The sequence below is a fragment of the Streptomyces sp. NPDC127114 genome, assembly GCF_042677525.1.
Classification (GTDB): domain Bacteria; phylum Actinomycetota; class Actinomycetes; order Streptomycetales; family Streptomycetaceae; genus Streptomyces.
This window is the reverse complement of the sequence record NZ_JBHXTJ010000007.1, coordinates 252888-270240: the sequence shown is the minus strand read 5'-3', so window position 1 is coordinate 270240 and position 17353 is coordinate 252888. Positions and strand designations below refer to the sequence as shown.

General features: G+C 72.3%; 15 protein-coding genes and 1 pseudogene. 6 read left to right on the top strand and 10 right to left on the bottom strand.

Annotated elements, in window-relative coordinates:
- The 3 genes and pseudogenes from ACFVGS_RS10595 to ACFVGS_RS10585 all read left to right on the top strand — a co-directional run.
- Positions 1-105 (top strand): annotated as a pseudogene (locus ACFVGS_RS10595) (ABC transporter permease); the annotation flags it as partial.
- Positions 106-303: 198 nt separating this feature from the next.
- Positions 304-1677 (top strand): FAD-dependent oxidoreductase, encoded by a 1374-nt coding sequence (locus tag ACFVGS_RS10590; RefSeq protein ID WP_384416822.1) that lies wholly within the window; start codon positions 304-306, stop codon positions 1675-1677.
- A 145-nt stretch (positions 1678-1822) separates the two neighbouring features.
- Entirely contained in the window at positions 1823-3436 is a 1614-nt protein-coding gene (locus tag ACFVGS_RS10585; RefSeq protein ID WP_384416819.1) for a LuxR C-terminal-related transcriptional regulator, read from the top strand.
- A 34-nt stretch (positions 3437-3470) separates the two neighbouring features.
- On the opposite strand, the gene ACFVGS_RS10580 is transcribed toward ACFVGS_RS10585, so the two are convergent.
- The 3 genes from ACFVGS_RS10580 to leuA form a co-directional block, all read right to left on the bottom strand.
- On the bottom strand, positions 3471-4163 hold the full coding sequence (locus ACFVGS_RS10580; RefSeq protein ID WP_384416816.1) for a TerB family tellurite resistance protein: 693 nt from the start codon (positions 4161-4163) through the stop codon (positions 3471-3473).
- A gap of 132 nt (positions 4164-4295) precedes the next feature.
- A complete protein-coding gene (locus ACFVGS_RS10575) occupies positions 4296-5591 on the bottom strand; it encodes a choice-of-anchor A family protein (RefSeq protein WP_384416813.1) in 1296 nt (431 codons plus the stop codon).
- Between the two features lie 237 nt (positions 5592-5828).
- On the bottom strand, positions 5829-7592 hold the full coding sequence (gene leuA / locus ACFVGS_RS10570) for a 2-isopropylmalate synthase (RefSeq protein ID WP_384416810.1): 1764 nt from the start codon (positions 7590-7592) through the stop codon (positions 5829-5831).
- Between the two features lie 296 nt (positions 7593-7888).
- Here leuA and ACFVGS_RS10565 point away from each other — a divergent pair, with 296 nt between their 5' ends.
- Positions 7889-8947 (top strand): M4 family metallopeptidase, encoded by a 1059-nt coding sequence (locus ACFVGS_RS10565; RefSeq protein WP_385692180.1) that lies wholly within the window; start codon positions 7889-7891, stop codon positions 8945-8947.
- A gap of 20 nt (positions 8948-8967) precedes the next feature.
- Positions 8968-9231, top strand: coding sequence for a protealysin inhibitor emfourin (locus ACFVGS_RS10560; protein ID WP_384416804.1), 264 nt, complete (start codon positions 8968-8970; stop codon positions 9229-9231).
- A gap of 82 nt (positions 9232-9313) precedes the next feature.
- Here the strand turns inward: ACFVGS_RS10560 and era are convergent, their stop codons facing one another.
- The 7 genes from era to ACFVGS_RS10525 form a co-directional block, all read right to left on the bottom strand.
- On the bottom strand, positions 9314-10273 hold the full coding sequence (gene era / locus ACFVGS_RS10555; protein ID WP_384416801.1) for a GTPase Era: 960 nt from the start codon (positions 10271-10273) through the stop codon (positions 9314-9316).
- Positions 10274-10294: 21 nt separating this feature from the next.
- Complete coding sequence (locus tag ACFVGS_RS10550) at positions 10295-11248, bottom strand: WxL protein peptidoglycan domain-containing protein (RefSeq protein WP_384416798.1); 954 nt, start codon at positions 11246-11248, stop codon at positions 10295-10297.
- 154 nt (positions 11249-11402) lie between these two features.
- Positions 11403-12749, bottom strand: coding sequence for a beta-xylosidase (locus ACFVGS_RS10545; RefSeq protein WP_384416795.1), 1347 nt, complete (start codon positions 12747-12749; stop codon positions 11403-11405).
- A gap of 226 nt (positions 12750-12975) precedes the next feature.
- Positions 12976-13455, bottom strand: coding sequence for a hypothetical protein (locus tag ACFVGS_RS10540; RefSeq protein ID WP_384416792.1), 480 nt, complete (start codon positions 13453-13455; stop codon positions 12976-12978).
- A 230-nt stretch (positions 13456-13685) separates the two neighbouring features.
- Positions 13686-14048: a cytidine deaminase gene (locus tag ACFVGS_RS10535; protein ID WP_384416789.1), complete on the bottom strand. Its 363-nt coding sequence runs from the start codon at positions 14046-14048 to the stop codon at positions 13686-13688.
- Positions 14049-14085: 37 nt separating this feature from the next.
- Complete coding sequence (locus ACFVGS_RS10530) at positions 14086-14814, bottom strand: hypothetical protein (protein WP_384416786.1); 729 nt, start codon at positions 14812-14814, stop codon at positions 14086-14088.
- A 119-nt stretch (positions 14815-14933) separates the two neighbouring features.
- Positions 14934-15821: a helix-turn-helix transcriptional regulator gene (locus tag ACFVGS_RS10525; protein ID WP_385692177.1), complete on the bottom strand. Its 888-nt coding sequence runs from the start codon at positions 15819-15821 to the stop codon at positions 14934-14936.
- Positions 15822-15933: 112 nt separating this feature from the next.
- On the opposite strand from ACFVGS_RS10525, the gene ACFVGS_RS10520 reads away from it, so the two are divergent.
- The gene (locus tag ACFVGS_RS10520; RefSeq protein WP_384416783.1) at positions 15934-17352 is read left to right on the top strand and encodes an MFS transporter; all 1419 of its coding nucleotides are present in this window, start codon (positions 15934-15936) and stop codon (positions 17350-17352) included.
- Position 17353: the final 1 nt, after the last annotated feature.

Genomic DNA, 17353 nt, shown 5'->3' with positions numbered 1-17353 from the left:
GGCACCGAGATCGGCCACAACGGCTGGCTCGCCACCGCCTGGTGCCTCGGCCTCGCAGTGCTCGGCTACCTCTGGTCCACGTCGAAGTTCGACGACCAGAAGTGACCGCCGGGACGAGCCGTCCGCGGCAGCCCACAAGCACGAACCGTGCGCACCGACCTCCGAGACGGACTTATGGAAGCCATAAGTCCGTCTTATGGGGCCATAGACCGGGGGCGGGTACTCCTCCGCGATCAGGATTATTTAGGGTGACCTAAGTGGCGGCGCCTTCGCCGCCACGTCGCTTGCGAAGGGAAACCAGTCATGCCCCGCCCCCTCCGGGTCGCGATCGTCGGCGCCGGCCCCGCCGGGATCTACGCCGCTGATGCGCTGCTGAAGTCCGAGGCCGCCGCCGAACCGGGTGTGTCCATCGACCTCTTCGAGCGGATGCCGGCCCCGTTCGGCCTCATCCGCTACGGCGTGGCGCCCGACCACCCGCGGATCAAGGGCATCATCACCGCCCTCCACCAGGTCCTCGACAAGCCGCAGGTCCGCCTCTTCGGCAACGTGGACTACGGCACCGACGTCCACCTCGACGACCTCCGCGCGTTCTACGACGCCGTCGTCTTCTCCACCGGCGCCATGGCCGACCGCGAGCTGAGGATCCCCGGTGTCGAGCTGGACGGCTCGCTCGGCGCCGCCGACTTCGCCTCCTGGTACGACGGCCACCCCGACGTCCCGCGCACCTGGGACCTCTCCGCCGAGAAGGTCGCCGTCCTCGGCGTCGGCAACGTGGCCCTCGACATCGCCCGCATCCTCGCCAAGACCGCCGACGAGCTGCTGCCGACCGAGATCCCGCCGAACGTCTACGAGGGCCTCAAGGCCAACAAGGCCGTGGAGATCCACGTCTTCGGCCGCCGCGGCCCGGCGCAGGCCAAGTTCAGCCCGATGGAGCTGCGCGAGCTGGACCACTCCCCCAACATCGAGGTCATCGTCAACCCCGAGGACATCGACTACGACGAGGGCTCGATCGCCGAGCGGCGCAAGAACAAGCAGACCGACATGGTCGCCAAGACCCTGGAGAACTGGGCGATCCGCGACGTCGGCGACCGCCCGCACAAGCTCTTCCTGCACTTCTTCGAGTCCCCGGTCGAGATCCTCGGCGAGGACGGCAAGGTCGTCGGCCTGCGCACCGAGCGCACCGAGCTGGACGGCACCGGCAACGTCAAGGGCACCGGCCAGACCACCGACTGGGACGTCCAGGCCGTCTACCGCGCCGTCGGCTACCTCTCCGACGAGCTGCCCAAGCTGCCGTGGGACACCGTCAGCGGCACCGTCCCGGACGAGGGCGGCCGGGTGATCGAGGAGGGCGGCGAGCACATGGCCTCCACCTACGTCACCGGCTGGATCCGGCGCGGCCCGGTCGGCCTCATCGGCCACACCAAGGGCGACGCGAACGAGACCGTGGCCAACCTGCTGGACGACTTCGCCAACGGCCGACTGCTCACCCCCGAGACCCCGGAGGAGGACGCGGTCGTGTCCTTCCTGGAGGGCAAGGGCATCACGTACACGACGTGGGAGGGCTGGTACGCGCTCGACGCCGCCGAGAAGGCGCTGGGCGAGCCGCAGGGCCGCGAGCGCGTGAAGATCGTCGAGCGCGAGGACATGCTGCGCGCGAGCGGCGTCGACCTCGCCTGACACCCGCCTGATGCCGGTCGATCCGGTCGGACACCCGTCTGGTGCCGGCCGGCACCGGCGCCGGTCCCGTACGGGGCCCGACAACCGTCCGGCCAGCCGCGGTTCCCTCCCGGTCCTATTCTGAAAGGGCCGGGAAGGAGCCGTCATGGCCGTTCTGGAGCGGGCCAGGAGCGCGGCGGCCCGCGAGGACTGGGCCGGTGCGTACCGGCTCCTGCACGAGGCCGACCGGCACCCCGCCGGCGCGCTGACCCCCGGTGACCTCGACGCGCTCGCGGACTCCGCGTGGTGGTCGGGCCGGGTCGACGAGTCCGTCGCGGCCCGGCTGCGGGCGCACGCGGCGTACGTGGCCGAGGGCGACTGGCGCGGCGCCGGGCTCACCGCGTGGTGGCTGTCCTTCGAGTACCGCCGCCTCGGCCGGCCGGCCGCCGCCGCGGGCTGGCTGCACCGCGCCCGGCACCAGCTGGAGGGCCGGCCCGACTGCCCCGAGCAGTGCTTCCTCGCCTGGACGGACACGGAGGAGGCCGAGGGGCACCACGACCCGGCCGCGGCCCTCGCCGCCGCCCATCGCATGACCCGCCTCGCCCTGCGCTCCGGCAGCCCCGACCTCCTCGCCCTCAGCCGCCACGCGGAGGCCTCCGTCCTCCTCGCCCAGGGCCGGCGCGCGGAGGCCTTCGCCCTCCTCGACGAGGCGATGGCCTCGGTGACGGCGGGCGAACTGAGCGGCATGGTCACCGGCCGGCTCTACAGCCTGGCCCTCACCCGGTGCATGTCGGCCGCCGACCTGCGCCGCGCGGTCGCGTGGACGGACGCGGCGATGGCCTGGTGCGCGGCCCCCGGCAACCCCTTCCGCGGCCTGTGCCGCATCCACCACGTCGAGGTGCTCGACCTGCTCGGGGAGTGGGCGCGGGCCGAGGAGGCGGCACGGCTGGTGTGCCAGGAGGTGTTCGTCGACTCGCTCGACACGGCGGCGGCCGCCTCGTACGCGGCCGGCGAGATCCAGCGGCGGCAGGGGCGCCTGGAGGAGGCGGCGCGGTCGTACGGCAGGGCGTACGAACTGGGCCGGGTGCCGCAGCCGGGGCTCGCGCTGCTGCGGCTGGCGCAGGGGCGCGCGGACAGCGCGCTCGCGGGGCTGCGGCTCGCACTCGACTGCCAGTCCGACCCGGCGCACGACCTGCTGGGCCGGGCCCGGCTCCTCGCCGCCCTGACCGAGACGAGCCTCGCGCTCGGCGACCCGGCAGCGGCCGCCGAAGCCGCCACCCGGCTCGAACGGCTCGCCTCCCCCGACGTGCCGCTGCTCACCGCGATGGCGGCGACCGCCCGGGGCTCCGTCTCGCTCGCGCCCGCGCCGCTGCGGCGCGCCCTGGCGCTCTGGCTCCGGCTGCGCGTGCCGTACGAGGCGGCGCAGGTGCGGATGCTGCTCGCGGCGGCCGACCGCGCGGCCGGGGACGAGGAGGCGGCCCGCCTCGGTCTGCTCGCCGCCCGCGCGGCCTTCGACCGCCTCGGCGCCGTACCGGATTCCCGCCGCGCCGCCGCCCTGCTGGCCGGCCGGCCGCCGCGGCGGCTGCCCGGCGGGCTGTCCGTGCGCGAGGCGGAGGTCCTGCGGCTCGTGGCCTCGGGCGCCAGCGACCGGGACGTGGCCCGGGAGCTGGTGATCAGCGAGCACACGGTCGCCCGCCACCTGCACAGCGTCTTCGCCAAGCTGGCCGTCTCGTCCCGTACGGCGGCGACGGCGTACGCGTACGCCAACGGCCTCGCGTAGCCCCGGCGAGGCCGCGTCGTGGCCGTCGCGGCCCTCAGCCGACCTTGCGCGCCGTCGCGAGCAGTCGCGCCGTGTCGTCCGCGCACAGCGCGAGCGCGTTGCCGACGGTGGTGAGGACCTCCCGCTCGGCGGGACTGTACGGGCCGTCCGCGAGGGCGATCAGCGCGCCCTGGAGCAGGATCGATTCGCGGCCGGAGGGGGCCAGGTGCGGCGAGAGCGGTTCGAGCGCCTCGTGGAGCTCGATGGCGAGGGCCGCTCCTCCGCTGCTGACGTCGGGCAGGAAGCGGCCGGTGTCGGCGGCGAGCGCCTCCACCAGCTCGACGAGCTGGAGCCCGGTGCAGTCGGCGAACCCGGCCGCCCGCACGCCGCCCACGGCGATGTCGACGGCGGTACGGGAAGACGTGCCGCCGGCCGCGAGGACGGCGAGGGCCACGGTGTGCACGGCGTCGCGCAGCATCCCGGAGAACCGGCTCGTGGTCGGGTGGGCCAGCACGTCCGTACCGAAGTGGGTGTGGCAGGCCGCGCACTCCACGACCGGGCCGGCATGGCCCCGGGGCAGCAGCGGCACGCCCAGGACGGCGAACCGGCGGCGGCCGGTGCGGCGCCGGTAGTTGCGGTCGCCGCCGCACTCCTCGCAGAAGAACTCGCCGTCGCCGATCGTGTTCCACGAGGTGCGAATTCCGCAGAGAACCCTGCTCCGGTCCCGTGACTTCCGCGCTGACCGCACGCCGCACCTCCTTAACGTCCCGGCAACACCGCCGGCGTTGGCGTGATGTTAGCCACATCGATGATGTGGCGTCAGCACCTCGTCAGCAGAACGCCAGGGAGATGGCCGAGACCCGCCGGGCTCCCGCGGGCCTCAGGAGGCCCGCCTGCGCAGCTTCGCGAAGGCCAGAAGGCCGCCACCCAGCACGACCACGCCCGCGGCGACGCCGATCGCGCCAGGTCCGAGGGACGAACCGGTCCGGGCGAGATCACCCTCCGGGGTGGACGACGGCGTGGGCGCGGGCGCCGCGGCCGATGTGGACGCTGAGGGGGTCGGGGCGGAAGTGGCCGGAGTGGACGGCTTCGGGGAGGCGGTGTCGGTGGGGGCCGAGGGGGTCGCGGGGGCCGTCGGCACCGGGGTGTCGGTCGGCTGCGGCTGCTCCGGGGTGACGACCGGGCCGGGCCGCTTCCCGCCGGGGAGGCAGCCGGTGAAGGTCATGTGGTGGGTTTCGGCACCGGGGACGGTGAGCAGGTTCCTGGCGATGACGGAGCCGTTGACGTGGCCGGGGCCGGTGTTCGCGCCGCCCATGGCGACGGTGGCGTTCGGCGCGAGGAGGGTGCCGGGCCAGGAGGTGTGGTTCTTCTTCACGCTGGTGGCCTGCGGAAAGTTCCACAGCAGCTTGGCGCGGATCTGCCGGTAGGCGTCGGCGGGCACGGAGTAGTCGTCGACGACGGGCGCGCCGCCGTCGAGGTTCTTGTAGTAGACGCCGTACGTGCCCGAGCTGCTCATGTCGTACGAGGTGCCGAGCACGTTCACCAGGGTCGAGGCGCCCACGGGGACGTCCAGGGTGATCGCGCGGGCCTTCTCCAGGTCGGCGGCGTTCACGGCGAAGACGTTGAGCCGCTTGTCCGCGCCGGTGAGGAACAGGCCGTCGCCGGAGGCGGCGACGGTGCCGGTGGGGGCGACGGCGGCCCACCCGGCGGACAGGGTGCGCAGGGAGCCGAACTCCTTGCCGAAGTCGACCGGGGACGGGCCTTCCTTGACCTTGTCGCCGTCGACTCCGAAGCCGGAACCCTTGGCGGAGCGGTCGACGACCTTGCCGGCGATGCCGGTGCCCTGGTCGAGGACGACCTGGTTGGCGTGGAGGGTGCCGCCGACGACGAGGCTGTGCCCGCCGGGCAGGGCGGCGAGGTCGGCGGCGGTCAGCTTGTGGCCGACGGAGAAGCCGTGGCCGGTCTTCGCGTCGCCGAAGTGCGCGTCGCCGCCGACCGCGACGGCGCCCTCGGAGTCCGAGTAACGGGTCGAGTCCTGCTCCACGAACTCGGCGTACCGGCCCGCCGTGCCCAGCGGGTCCGTCGCGCATTCCGTGGCGGCGGAGGCGGTGGGGGCCCAGGTGAGGGCGGCACCGGTCACGGCGAGGGCGGCGGCCACGGCGGCGGGCGTGCGCATGCGGAACTCCAGGTCGGGAGTGCGGAGAGGAGGTGTGTCCGAGGGGACGAGCCGACCTTCCGCCAGACCCTGATGTGCCGTCAACACACCTGATATGGCACCGATTCCGGCATGTCCGCACCATCTTCCTTAAGCGAACCTGAAACCGTGACGCACCTCACGAAAGCGGCCGCCCCGCGCTCCTCGGAGGAGTGCGGGGCGGCCGGGGAAAGGGCGTCGCCGCGTGGCGGAAGGGCGTCAGCGCGCGGAGCGGTTGACCGCCGAGACGACGGCCTTCAGCGAGGCGCGGGTCGTGTTGGCGTCGATGCCGATGCCCCACAGGACCTTGCCGTCGATGGCGCACTCGATGTACGAGGCGGCCTGCGCGGACGCGCCCTCGCTCATCGTGTGCTCCTGGTAGTCCAGCAGGCGGGCGTCCACGCCGATCGCCTGCAGCGCGGCGAAGAAGGCGGAGATCGGACCGTTGCCGGAGCCGGTCAGGACGGTGTCGACGCCGTCGACGACCGCCTCGACCTTCAGGGTGTCGGTGCCGTCCGTGTCGGAGGTGGACTGGCCGGAGCGCAGCTGGATGCGGCCCCACGGGTTGTCCGGGTTGGGCAGGTACTCGTCCTGGAAGACGGACCAGATCTCCTTCGGCGTGACCTCGCCGCCCTCGGCGTCGGTCTTCGCCTGGATGATCTTGGAGAACTCGATCTGCATCCGGCGCGGCAGGTCCAGCTTGTGGTCGTTCTTCAGGACGTACGCGATGCCGCCCTTGCCGGACTGCGAGTTGACGCGGATGACTGCCTCGTAGGAGCGGCCGACGTCCTTCGGGTCGATCGGCAGGTAGGGCACCGCCCACTCGATGTCGTCCACCGTCTTGCCCTGGGCGGCCGCGTCGGCCTCCATGGCGTCGAAGCCCTTCTTGATGGCGTCCTGGTGGGAGCCGGAGAAGGCCGTGTAGACCAGGTCGCCCGCGTACGGGTGGCGCGGGTGGACCTCCATCTGGTTGCAGTACTCGCTCGTGCGGCGGATCTCGTCGATCTGCGAGAAGTCGATCTGCGGGTCGACGCCCTGGCTGAACAGGTTCATGCCCAGGGTCACCAGGTCGACGTTGCCGGTGCGCTCGCCCTGCCCGAAGAGGCAGCCCTCGATGCGGTCGGCGCCGGCCATGATCGCCAGCTCGGCCGCCGCCACGGCCGTACCGCGGTCGTTGTGCGGGTGGACGGACAGGCAGACGTACTCGCGGCGGGTCAGGTTGCGGGACATCCACTCGAAGCGGTCCGCGTGCGTGGACGGCGTCGAGCGCTCCACGGTGGCGGGCAGGTTGAGGATGATCTCGCGGCCCGGGCCGGGCTGCCAGACGTCGCAGACCGCCTCGCAGACCTCCAGGGCGAAGTCCAGCTCGGTGTCCGTGAAGATCTCCGGGCTGTACTGGTAGCCGAAGGTGGTCTCCGGGCCCAGCAGCTTCTCGGCGTACTCCATCACCAGGCGGGTGCCGTCGACCGCGATCTGCTTGATGTCGTCCTTCGAGCCGCGGAAGACGACCCGGCGGAAGGTGGGGGCGGTCGCGTTGTACAGGTGCACGGTGGCGCGCTTGGCGCCCTTCAGGGACTCCACGGTCCGCTCGATCAGGTCCTCGCGGGCCTGGGTCAGTACGGAGATGGTGACGTCGTCCGGGATCGCGCCCTCTTCGATGATCGAGCGCACGAAGGCGAAGTCGGTCTCGCCGGAGGACGGGAAGCCGACCTCGATCTCCTTGTAGCCCATGCGGACCAGCAGGTCGAACATCTCGCGCTTGCGGGCCGGACTCATCGGGTCGATCAGCGCCTGGTTGCCGTCGCGCAGGTCGGTCGACAGCCAGCGGGGCGCCTTGGTGATGCGCTGCTCGGGCCAGGTGCGGTCGGGGATGTCGACGGCCTCGTACTGCCCGTACTTGTGCACCGGCATGCCCGACGGCTTCTGCAGGTGCGTCGCGTTGGTGACGGGCGTCGGACGGCTGATGAAGGGCGACTGGGACATTGCGTAGGGCTCCTCGGGGGGTCCTGCGGGAAGGACGGCCGACTGTCGAACGCAACACCGAAACCCGCGGGGAGGGGGTCGGCCTACGACTACAGGCCCTCGCCGCGGCAGCTAAGGAGAAGCAGCCCGAAACGCATGATGTGCGTCACCATAGCCCAGGACCGGCGGAGGCGGACGTCCCGTTTCAGTATGCGGGACGGCTCCCACGTCAAGGGAGAAAGGTGACCCATCACTCCATTTCGCCAATCGCCGTCGCTGCTCGTGACAGGGGGGCCACGCAGTGCCACATTGCAGGGATGACTCCCCACACGTCTGCCGACCGCCCCGTCCTCTGCTCGATCGTGCCGCCGCACATGCTGGAGCGGCTCGCCGAGTCCGACAACCCGGCCTTCGCCGAGGCCGCCCAGCGCACCCTCCTCGTCGACGCCACCCAGCGTTCGGCCCGCGAGGAGGCACCCCCGGCCCCGGCCGGCGGCGAGGCCTCCGACAAGCCGCAGCGGACCGTGTACGACGCCGAGCACGGCACCGCGCTGCCGGGCGCCGAGGTGCGCGGCGAGGGCGAGGCGGCGGTCGCCGACACCACCGTCAACCGGGCCTACGCCGGGCTCGGCGCCACCTTCGACCTCTTCGCGAAGGTCTACGGCCACCGCTCGATCGACGGGGCCGGGATGCCGCTGCTCGCCACCGTCCACTTCGACGAGAAGTACGACAACGCCTTCTGGAACGGCGAGCAGATGGTGTTCGGCGACGGCGACGGCGAGCTCTTCCTCGACTTCACGATCCCGGTCGACGTCATCGGCCACGAGCTGGCCCACGGCTTCACCCAGCACACGGCGAACCTCGCCTACTTCGGCCAGTCCGGGGCGCTCAACGAGTCCGTGTCCGACGTCTTCGGCTCGCTCGTGAAGCAGTACGCGCTCGGCCAGACCGCCGACCGGGCGGACTGGCTGATCGGCGCCGGGCTGCTCGGTCCCGCCATCGACAACGGCGTGGCGCTGCGCTCGATGAAGGAGCCGGGCACGGCGTACGACGACGACGTCCTCGGCAGGGACCCGCAGCCGGCCACGATGGACGACTACGTCCGCACGAGCTCCGACAACGGCGGCGTCCACATCAACTCGGGCATCCCCAACCACGCCTTCTACCTGCTCGCGACCGAGCTCGGCGGCTTCGCCTGGGAGCGGGCGGGCCGGATCTGGTACGACGTGATGACCGGCGGCACGCTGACCGAGGAGGCCCGGTTCTCCGAGTTCGCGCGGGCGACGGTCGCGTCGGCGCGGAGGCTCTTCGGCGACGGCGACGAGCTGGCGGCCGTTCTCAAGGCCTGGTCGCTCGTCGGGGTGCCGGCGAACTGAGAGCCCTGTAGACAGGTCCCATGCGGATTCGAGTACAGCGCACGGGAGGCTTCGCGGGCATCGGACGGTCGGCGGAGGTGGACACCGCCGGCCTGGCCGACGCGACCGAGTGGCACGGCCTGGCCGAGACCGTCCTCAGGGAGGGCGGGGGAGACGGCCGGGCCGTGCCGGACGGCTTCTCGTACGAGATCACGATCGACGGCAGGACGATCCACTGCTGCGACCCGGACCTCACGGACACGCAGCGGGCCCTGATCACGAGGGTCCTGAAGGAAGGCGCCTAGGCCGTTTCTTCCGGACCCGGCCGAGATCCGGAAGAGACGGCCTAGCAGCCCGGACCAGAAGCCCGGCTGCCTGGACTGCCGCTCAGAAGCCCAGCCGGCGGAGCTGCTTGGGGTCCCGCTGCCAGTCCTTCGCGACCTTCACGTGGAGGTCGAGGAAGACCGGGGTCCCGAGCAGGGCCTCGATGTGCTTGCGGGACTTCATGCCGACCTCCTTGAGGCGGCTGCCCTTCGGGCCGATGATGATGCCCTTCTGGCTGGGGCGCTCGATGAACACGTTCGCGTGGATGTCGAGCAGCGGGCGGTCCGCGGGGCGGCCCTCGCGGGGGATCATCTCCTCCACGACCACCGCGATGGAGTGCGGCAGCTCGTCCCGTACGCCTTCGAGCGCGGCCTCGCGGATCAGCTCGGCGACCATGACCTGCTCGGGCTCGTCGGTGAGGTCGCCCTCGGGGTAGAGCGGCGGGGACTCCGGCAGCAGCGGAATGAGCAGGTCGGCGACGAGCTGCACCTGCTTGTCGCCGACGGCGGAGACGGGCACGATCTGGGCCCACTCGATGCCGAGCTCCTTGCCGAGCTGGTCGACGGCGATCAGCTGCTCGGCGAGGGTCTTGGAGTCGACCAGGTCGGTCTTGGTGACGATGGCGACCTTCGGCGTCTTCCGGATCTCGGCGAGCTCCTTGGCGATGAACCGGTCGCCGGGGCCGAGCTTCTGGTCGGCGGGCAGGCAGAAGCCGATCACGTCGACCTCGGCCCAGGTGGTGCGCACGACGTCGTTGAGCCGCTCGCCGAGCAGCGTGCGCGGCTTGTGGAGGCCGGGGGTGTCGACCAGGATCAGCTGGGCGTCCGGGCGGTGCACGATGCCGCGCACGGTGTGCCGGGTGGTCTGGGGCCGGTTGGAGGTGATCGCCACCTTCTGGCCGACCAGAGCGTTCGTCAGGGTGGACTTGCCCGCGTTGGGTCGCCCGACGAAGCAGGCGAAGCCCGCCCGGTGGGGGGCGGTGTTCTCATCGGTCTCAGGGGTGCGAACGCTCATGGGGGCCATTGTCCCCGATGAGCGCCCGCCTCACGTACTCAGTGCCCGCCGTCGGCGCTGCCGCAGGGCGAGGACCCCGCCGGCGGCGCCGGTGACGAGGACGGCCAGCGGCAGCCAGGGCAGCGCCAGGAAGGAGACGCGGCCGGTCTCGCGGACGTCCTTGGCGGTCGCGGTGAGGGTCACGTCGCCCCGGTCGAGCTGCGGCGATCCCGTCCACCGCGCGGTGAGCCGGATCTTCTGCCGGGGCAGCAGCTCGGCGGGCAGCCGGTCCAGGTCGCGGGAGAGCAGGGTGCGGCCGAAGAGGCCGTGGGCGGTGAGGGCGACCTTGGGGCTGAGGGTGACGTTGCCGCGGTTGTGCAGGGTGTAGGAGACGACGGCGCTGCTGGTGCGGGTGCCGGGGACGAGCGGCCGGTCCTGGCTGAGGGTGACGTCCTCGACGGACAGGGCGGGGACGGTGGGGCCGCCGACCCGCAGGTAGACCCGGGCGCCGACCGCCCGTTGCACGCCGAGCGCGACGGAGCCTCCCGCGCCCTCGGCGATCCGTTCGTCGAGGGCGACGACGGCGCCGGGATGGTCGCCGGGCTCGGCGTCGGCGGGGACGGTGAGGGTGTACGGCACGGTGACGGCGGAACGCGCGGGGACGGTGACCCGGTCGCGGGCGGGCCTGATCCAGGCGCCGGCGCCGGTCTGCTTCTCCTGCCGGGTGCGGACGGCGAAGCCGCCGTCGCGTTCGGTGTTGTAGGCGTCGGCGCCGTACAGGAGGAAGGTGAGCGGCGTGGCGGTCTTGTTGGCGACGGTGACCTCGTCGGTGACGGTGGTCCCGGGGTCGGCGGAGAGGTAGAAGTACGGGCGGCTGCCGAGCCGCGACGCGGCCGGGTAGACGGCCCACTCGCCGTTCTCGGCGGCGGAGGCGGGCGCGGCGGCGGGCAGCTGGCCCAGCAGCGCCAGGGCGGTGCACAGGAGGAGGACGTACAGCGTGCGCACGGGTGCGGACCCCTTGAGGTAGGTGGCGGGCCGGCCGGGTGCGCGCCCGGCCCGCTCGACGGTCAGGCCAGGTCAGGCCTGATCCGGCCCGGTCCTGCCTGGTTCGGCCTCTGGTTCGGCCTTGTTCGGCCTGGTTCGGCCTTGTTCGACCTGCTCAGGACAGCGTCAGCGTGAGCACGCCCGCGTACGAGCCCGGCGCGGTGAACGCGGGGACGTCGAGGGACAGGCCCGCGTCGACGGTGAACTCGCCGCCGGTGAGGGTGCCGTTGGGCGTGGAGGCGAGGGTCGCGCCGGTGCTGCCGACGGCGCCCGCGCTGCCGGGCACGCAGGTGCTGGGGCTGCCGGGCTTGGTCGTGCAGGCCGGCGTCCAGCTGAGCTTGCCGGCCCCGATGGCGCCGCCGGGGCCGGTGAAGTCGGTGACCTTGCCGGTCAGGGACCAGCCCGCGGGGCCGCCGCGGAAGTCCTTGACCGTCACCGTCTTCAGCGCGCCGGTGGCCGCGCCGCCCTGCCCGAAGTCGACGGCCGAGAGTTCGACGGCGTCTCCGGCCTGGGTCATCGACAGCTCGCCGGCCCGGACCGACGCGGTGACCTTCTGGCTGTTCGGCGGGGCCGGGGTGTCGTCGATGACCTGGTACGCGACGGGGCCCGCGCCCTTGCCGGGGTCCCATGCCGCGCCCTCGTACGCCACGATCCCGGTGGTCGCCAGGTCGCTGACCCTCAGGCGTGCGGCGAAGCCGCCCTGGCTGTCCGTGGTGACGGTCATCCGGTCTGCGGTCTCGGCCGCTCCGGCCCGGCCGACGACGGTGACCTCGGTGAGCGGCGTGAACTTGCTGCCGGTGACGGTGACCCGGACTCCGGGGGCGCCGGAGGCGTTGTCGAGCTGCAGGGCCCGCTCGTTGGCGCCGGGCTGGGCCGTCGCGGTGACCGTCTCGGAGACGGGCGCGGGCGGGTTGGTCACGGTGCAGGGCGTGTCCAGCTCCATGATGTAGCTGGTGTGGATGTTGTAGTCGCCGGGCGAGAGGTCGATCGCGCCGGGCGCGGTGACCGTGAAGGTGCCCTTCATCGAGAAGGGCGGGAAGGCGCCCTTGCCGGGGACGGGCGGGTTCTTCTTCTCTCCGGTGACGGTGACGGAGCCGGTCTGGGCGCCGCCGAGGGCGACCTTGCCGCTCGGGGTCATGATGTCGGCCGGGAGGGCCAGATCGACCGGGTTGGAGGCGGCGGGCTTGGTGACCGTGTAGGTGACGGTGACCGTGTCGCCGACCTTGGGCGCCGGGTTGTCGACCGTGATCTCGGCGGTGGTGGTGCCGTCGATGGGCGGGATGCCGGCGATCGGCGGCGGGATGCAGTGGGTGGCGAACTCCACGGCCTTGGAGGCGGTGGTGAGTGCGCCGGCCGGCGTGGCGAACGCGCCGCCCGCGGTGAGCGCGAGCGCGGTGGCGCCGAGGGCGGCGGTCCAGCGACGCCGTCTTCGAGCCGCCGCGCGGCTTCGGGTCTGTGCCATGTGGGTCCCCTCCTGAGGGATGAGAGGGCGCCATTGACGGCTGCGGGCCGAGAGAAGTCAATGGAATCGAAATGCACCGACTGATGACCCATCAGATACTGTCAAGATCGGCGATGGTGACGACGTTTCCCCAGGTCAAGCCCGCTCGGACGCGACGGGACAGAGCGATGGCACAGCAAGGACCGGTACCGCCCCGGGCGGTACCGGCCGGCCGTGCGGGAAGGGCTCAGCTGAACACGAAGGGCCCGGGCGACTGCGAGGTGAGCGCGTCACAGTTCACCGTGACGCCGAAGATCACCATCTTGAGCGCGGTGCCCGCGAAGTAGGAGTTGAGGCTGTCGCCGGAGGCGACCGTCCCACCGAGCGGGCCGATGGTGACGGCCTGGTTCGCGGCGAGCGCCGGGTTCTTCTTCCCCGTGAAGACCCGGGTGCCACCGCCGGCCTTGGCCATCGTCAGCGTGGCGCTGATCTGGTCGACGCCGACCGCGATCGGCGTCTTCACCGCGGAGGTGAGCGTGATGGTCGCGGCGGTGCCGCTCTGCGTGGCGGTGAGCGTGGCACCGCCGCCGCCCCACGACCCGCAGTCGTACGTGGCCGTCGCCGAACCCGGCGACACCGCGGCGGCGCCCGGCGCGAGGACGAGACCGGCGGCGGCGAGGGCTCCGGAGAGCACCGCGACGATCCCTAAGCTGCTTCTGCTTCTCATGGCGAGGTCGAACCCCTTCCGTTTCCGATGACAAACGCAGGGGTGCGGACACTGCGTCAGGGAACTCCGCGCGGAGGGCGGAGAACTGACGGCCCGTCGGACCGGTCGCTGCTATTGACGCGCATTCTTCACAAGAGCACAAGGCCCGTGCGGGAGCGGTACCACGAGGGCCCGGCGCGTGGTCCACGCGCCGGGCCCCGGGCTTCGTACGTCACGGGCGTACGGGCGGTTCAGCCCGCCGTGACCGCCACCCGCAGCCGCCCGTCGGGCCCGGCGAGCAGCACCGGGGTCTCCGGCCCGCCCAGGTCACGCACCGCCGCGCGGTCCTCGTCGGACGCGGCCTCCGCGGTGGAGACCACGGCCGCGGCCTCCAGCGACTGCGCGCCGCTGGCCACGGCCATGGCGACGGCGGTCTGCAACGCGCTCAGCTTGAGCGACTCGAGTGCGACGGTCCCGGCGACGTACGTCCGACCGGTCTCGTCCCGTACCGCGGCGCCCTCCGCGACCCCGTTGCGGGCGCGGGCGCTGCGCGCCAGCGTGATGATCTTGAGGTCCTCGGCGCCGAGGTCGTCGTGCTCGCGGTTGATTGTCATGATCCGAGGATAGGTCGGGACCGGTCAGGACCGGGGCTCAGCCCTTGGCGGCCGTGACGAACTTGTCGGTGGCGAGCTTGGAGAGGGAGTCGAAGTCCTTCTTGCCGGCGGCGTCCGCGAGGTGCAGGAAGCGGAGGACACCGGTGCCCTGGCGGGCGACGATCACGTTCGGCTCGATCTTCATGCCGGGCGCGACCTCGATCGCGACCCCGAAGGCGTACGCCTCCTCGACGCCCTGCGGGGCGGGGAGCTTCGTCAGCGTGAGCTTCCACTTGGAGCCCTCCACCTCGGTGGTGAAGCCGGTGCAGCTCTCCAGGGCGGTGCCGATCTTCTTGGTGAAGTCGGCCGCGCCGGTACCCGGGAAGGTCGCGATCGCCTCGTCGACCTCGGAGTCGTTGTTGCCCTTGCTGAAGCCGACCTCGGCACCCTCGGTGCCGCCGTCGATCTTCCCGCTCATCAGATCGGCGATCGCCGCGCACTCGGGCTTGTCGGCCTTGTACACGGTGTCGTCGTCCTCGGCCGTGCTCGCCTTCCAGCCCGACGGCAGGTCCTTGAGCTCCAGGGCGGCCGCCTTCATCTGCGCAGCGGTCAGCGGCGTGGCCGGCGCCTCCGAGGTGGGCGCGGCGGAGGTCGTCGCGCCGGCGGCCGGCTTGTCGGCGCCGTCCTTCTTGGTGTCGTCCTTGGCGCCGCCACCGCACGCGGCGGTCAGCGAGAGCGCGGAGACGGCGAGGGCGGCGGCCAGGCCGCGGCTGATGCGAGTACGCATGGTGAACTGCCTCACGAGGGTGGGTGAACGAGCGGAAACACCTGGTCACCGGGGCCGGTGACCGAACGGCGAGGAGACTATACGGGGCCTGTGACAACGCCTCGCCGCGGGTGCCCCGCTCAGCCCGCCACCGGATACATCGCCCCGCGCCGCCCCTCCGGCGACGTCAGCCATTCCAGCTTCGCCGCCGTGTCGGCCTCCGGGAGCGGGGTGTGCAGCACGATCACCAGGTCGGGACGGGCCGGTACGCGGAGCTGGGTGGCCTCCACGTGCAGGGACCCGACCAGAGGATGGTCCAGGACCTTGCGGGTCTGGCCGCCCGGCATGATGTCCCGCTGCTCCCACAGCTCCGCGAACTCGGCGCTGGCCGCCTTCGCCTCCTCGACCACCGCCCGGAAGCCGTCGTCGTCCGGGCTCTCCGAGCAGGCCGCCCGGAACTGGGCGACGACCTTGGGCGCCAGCTCCGCCCAGTCGTTCGACCGGGCGCGGTAGATCGGGTCGGTGAAGAACGAGATCAGGCAGTTCTGGACGATCTCCGGCCGCATCCCGAGGACGAAGGACGCCGCGTCGTTGTACATGACCGTGTTCCAGTAGACGTCCATGATGTGCGCCGGGAACGGCATCCACGCGTCGATCAGCCGTCGCAGCCCGTGGCACATGTCCGCCGAACGCGGATCGACCTCCGGCGCGGGCGGGTTGAGGCCCGCGAGGACGTACAGATGGCGCCGCTCGGCGGGGCTCAGCCGCAGCACCCGCGCGACGGAGTCGAGCACCTGCGGCGAGACGGTGATGTCGCGTCCCTGCTCCAGCCACTGGTACCAGGAGACTCCGACGCCGGCGAGGACGGCGACCTCCTCGCGGCGCAGCCCCGGCGTGCGGCGCCGGGCGCCGCCCTCGGGCAGGCCGGCCTCGGCGGGCGTCACCCGGGCCCTGCGGCTCATCAGGAACTCGCGCAGTTCGGCCAGTCGGTGGGCCTTGCCGTCGGTACTCTCCAGTGCCGTGGCCACGTGTGCTTCCTCCCCCTGGATGCATGGTGGTGCCTGGTGGTGCCTGGTGGTGCGACCAACAGGATAAGTTCCCGCTCCCCACGGACATTCCCGCGGCACGAGAGTCGTGGCCATGGCAACCGTCACCTCCCCCGAGGCTTCCCCGAACGAGACCTCCCTGGCCGCTCCCGCGCTCACCGGCCGCGCCCGCCTCATCCTCATCGTGCTGTGCGCCGCCCAGTTCATGGTGTCGCTGGACTTCTCCGTCCTGAACGTGGCCCTCCCCGTGCTCGGCGCCGACCTCGGCCTCAGCACCTCCGCCCTCCAGTGGGCGGTCACCGCCTTCGCCCTGCCGTCCGGCGGCTTCCTGCTGCTCTCCGGCCGGATCGGCGACCTGTACGGACGCAAGAAGCTGTTCCTCGCGGGCCTCGCGCTCTTCGGCGCGGCCTCGCTGCTCGCCACCTTCGCCTGGAGCCCGGCCGCCTTCCTCACCGGCCGCGCCCTGCAGGGTCTGGGAGCGGCGGCGATCGTGCCGACCGGCATGGCCCTGCTGACCACGACCTTCCCGGAGGGTCCGCAGCGCGACCGGGCGCTCGGCATCTCCGGCACCATCCTGTCGCTGGGCTTCACCGTCGGCATGGTCCTGGGCGGCGTCATGACCGACACGTTCGGCTGGCGCTCCACCATGGGCCTGCTCGCCCTGTTCAGCGCGCTCGTGCTGCCCTTCGCCCCGGGCCTGCTGCCCGAGTCCCGCACCCCCGAGCGGCCCCGCCTCGACGTGCCGGGCGCGGTGACCGTCACCGGCGGTCTGCTGTCCCTGATCTACGCCCTGTCGACGGCGGCCCAGCGCGGCTTCGGCGGCGCGGACGTCCTGGTCACCCTCGTGGTCGGCGTGGCCCTGCTGGTGGTCTTCGTGGTCGTCGAGTCGCGGCACGAGGCGCCGCTGGTGTCGCTCCCGATGCTGAAGCGGCGCACGGTCGCCTTCGGCAACCTGGGCGGGCTCGTCACCTTCGCGATGATGTCGACGGTCGTCTTCGTCCTGACCCTGTACCTCCAGGAGACGCTGGGCCTGTCCGGCTTCCAGACCGGTCTGGTCTTCGGCGTCCAGGGCCTGCTGTCGATCCTCGCGGGCTCCTTCGCCGCCAAGGTGATCGGCCGGATCGGCGCCCGCCGCACCCTGGTCCTCGGCCTCACCGGCCAGGGCGCGCTGACCGCCGGGCTGCTGGCCGTCGGCTCGGACTCGGGCGCCGTCCTGGCGACGGTCGTGGTCTCGCTGGCCTCCATGTGCCACCTGGCCGCGATCATCTCGTACGGCGTGACCGTCACCTCCGGCGTACCGGACGAGGAGCAGGGCCTGGCCACCGGTCTGGTGACCACGACGCAGCAGGTCGGCCTCACGGTCGGCATCCCGCTGCTCGGCGTCCTCGCCACGACCGGCGACAGCCTGTACGGAGGCGTGCGCACGGTGCTGGCGCTGGACGCGGTGATCGTCCTGGCGACGGCTGTCCTGGTCGCGCTCGGCCTGCGGGTCCGCCGGACAGCCGCCAGGTGAG

Bases quoted from the DNA above. Each gene is read 5' to 3' on its own strand.
- ACFVGS_RS10590 (WP_384416822.1), top strand. From the start codon at position 304: ATGCCCCGCCCCCTCCGGGTCGCGATCGTCGGCGCCGGCCCCGCCGGG.
- ACFVGS_RS10585 (WP_384416819.1), top strand. From the start codon at position 1,823: ATGGCCGTTCTGGAGCGGGCCAGGAGCGCGGCGGCCCGCGAGGACTGG.
- ACFVGS_RS10575 (WP_384416813.1), bottom strand. From the start codon at position 5,591: ATGCGCACGCCCGCCGCCGTGGCCGCCGCCCTCGCCGTGACCGGTGCC.
- leuA (WP_384416810.1), bottom strand. From the start codon at position 7,592: ATGTCCCAGTCGCCCTTCATCAGCCGTCCGACGCCCGTCACCAACGCG.
- ACFVGS_RS10565 (WP_385692180.1), top strand. From the start codon at position 7,889: ATGACTCCCCACACGTCTGCCGACCGCCCCGTCCTCTGCTCGATCGTG.
- ACFVGS_RS10560 (WP_384416804.1), top strand. From the start codon at position 8,968: ATGCGGATTCGAGTACAGCGCACGGGAGGCTTCGCGGGCATCGGACGG.
- era (WP_384416801.1), bottom strand. From the start codon at position 10,273: ATGGCCCCCATGAGCGTTCGCACCCCTGAGACCGATGAGAACACCGCC.
- ACFVGS_RS10545 (WP_384416795.1), bottom strand. From the start codon at position 12,749: ATGGCACAGACCCGAAGCCGCGCGGCGGCTCGAAGACGGCGTCGCTGG.
- ACFVGS_RS10540 (WP_384416792.1), bottom strand. From the start codon at position 13,455: ATGAGAAGCAGAAGCAGCTTAGGGATCGTCGCGGTGCTCTCCGGAGCC.
- ACFVGS_RS10535 (WP_384416789.1), bottom strand. From the start codon at position 14,048: ATGACAATCAACCGCGAGCACGACGACCTCGGCGCCGAGGACCTCAAG.
- ACFVGS_RS10530 (WP_384416786.1), bottom strand. From the start codon at position 14,814: ATGCGTACTCGCATCAGCCGCGGCCTGGCCGCCGCCCTCGCCGTCTCC.
- ACFVGS_RS10520 (WP_384416783.1), top strand. From the start codon at position 15,934: ATGGCAACCGTCACCTCCCCCGAGGCTTCCCCGAACGAGACCTCCCTG.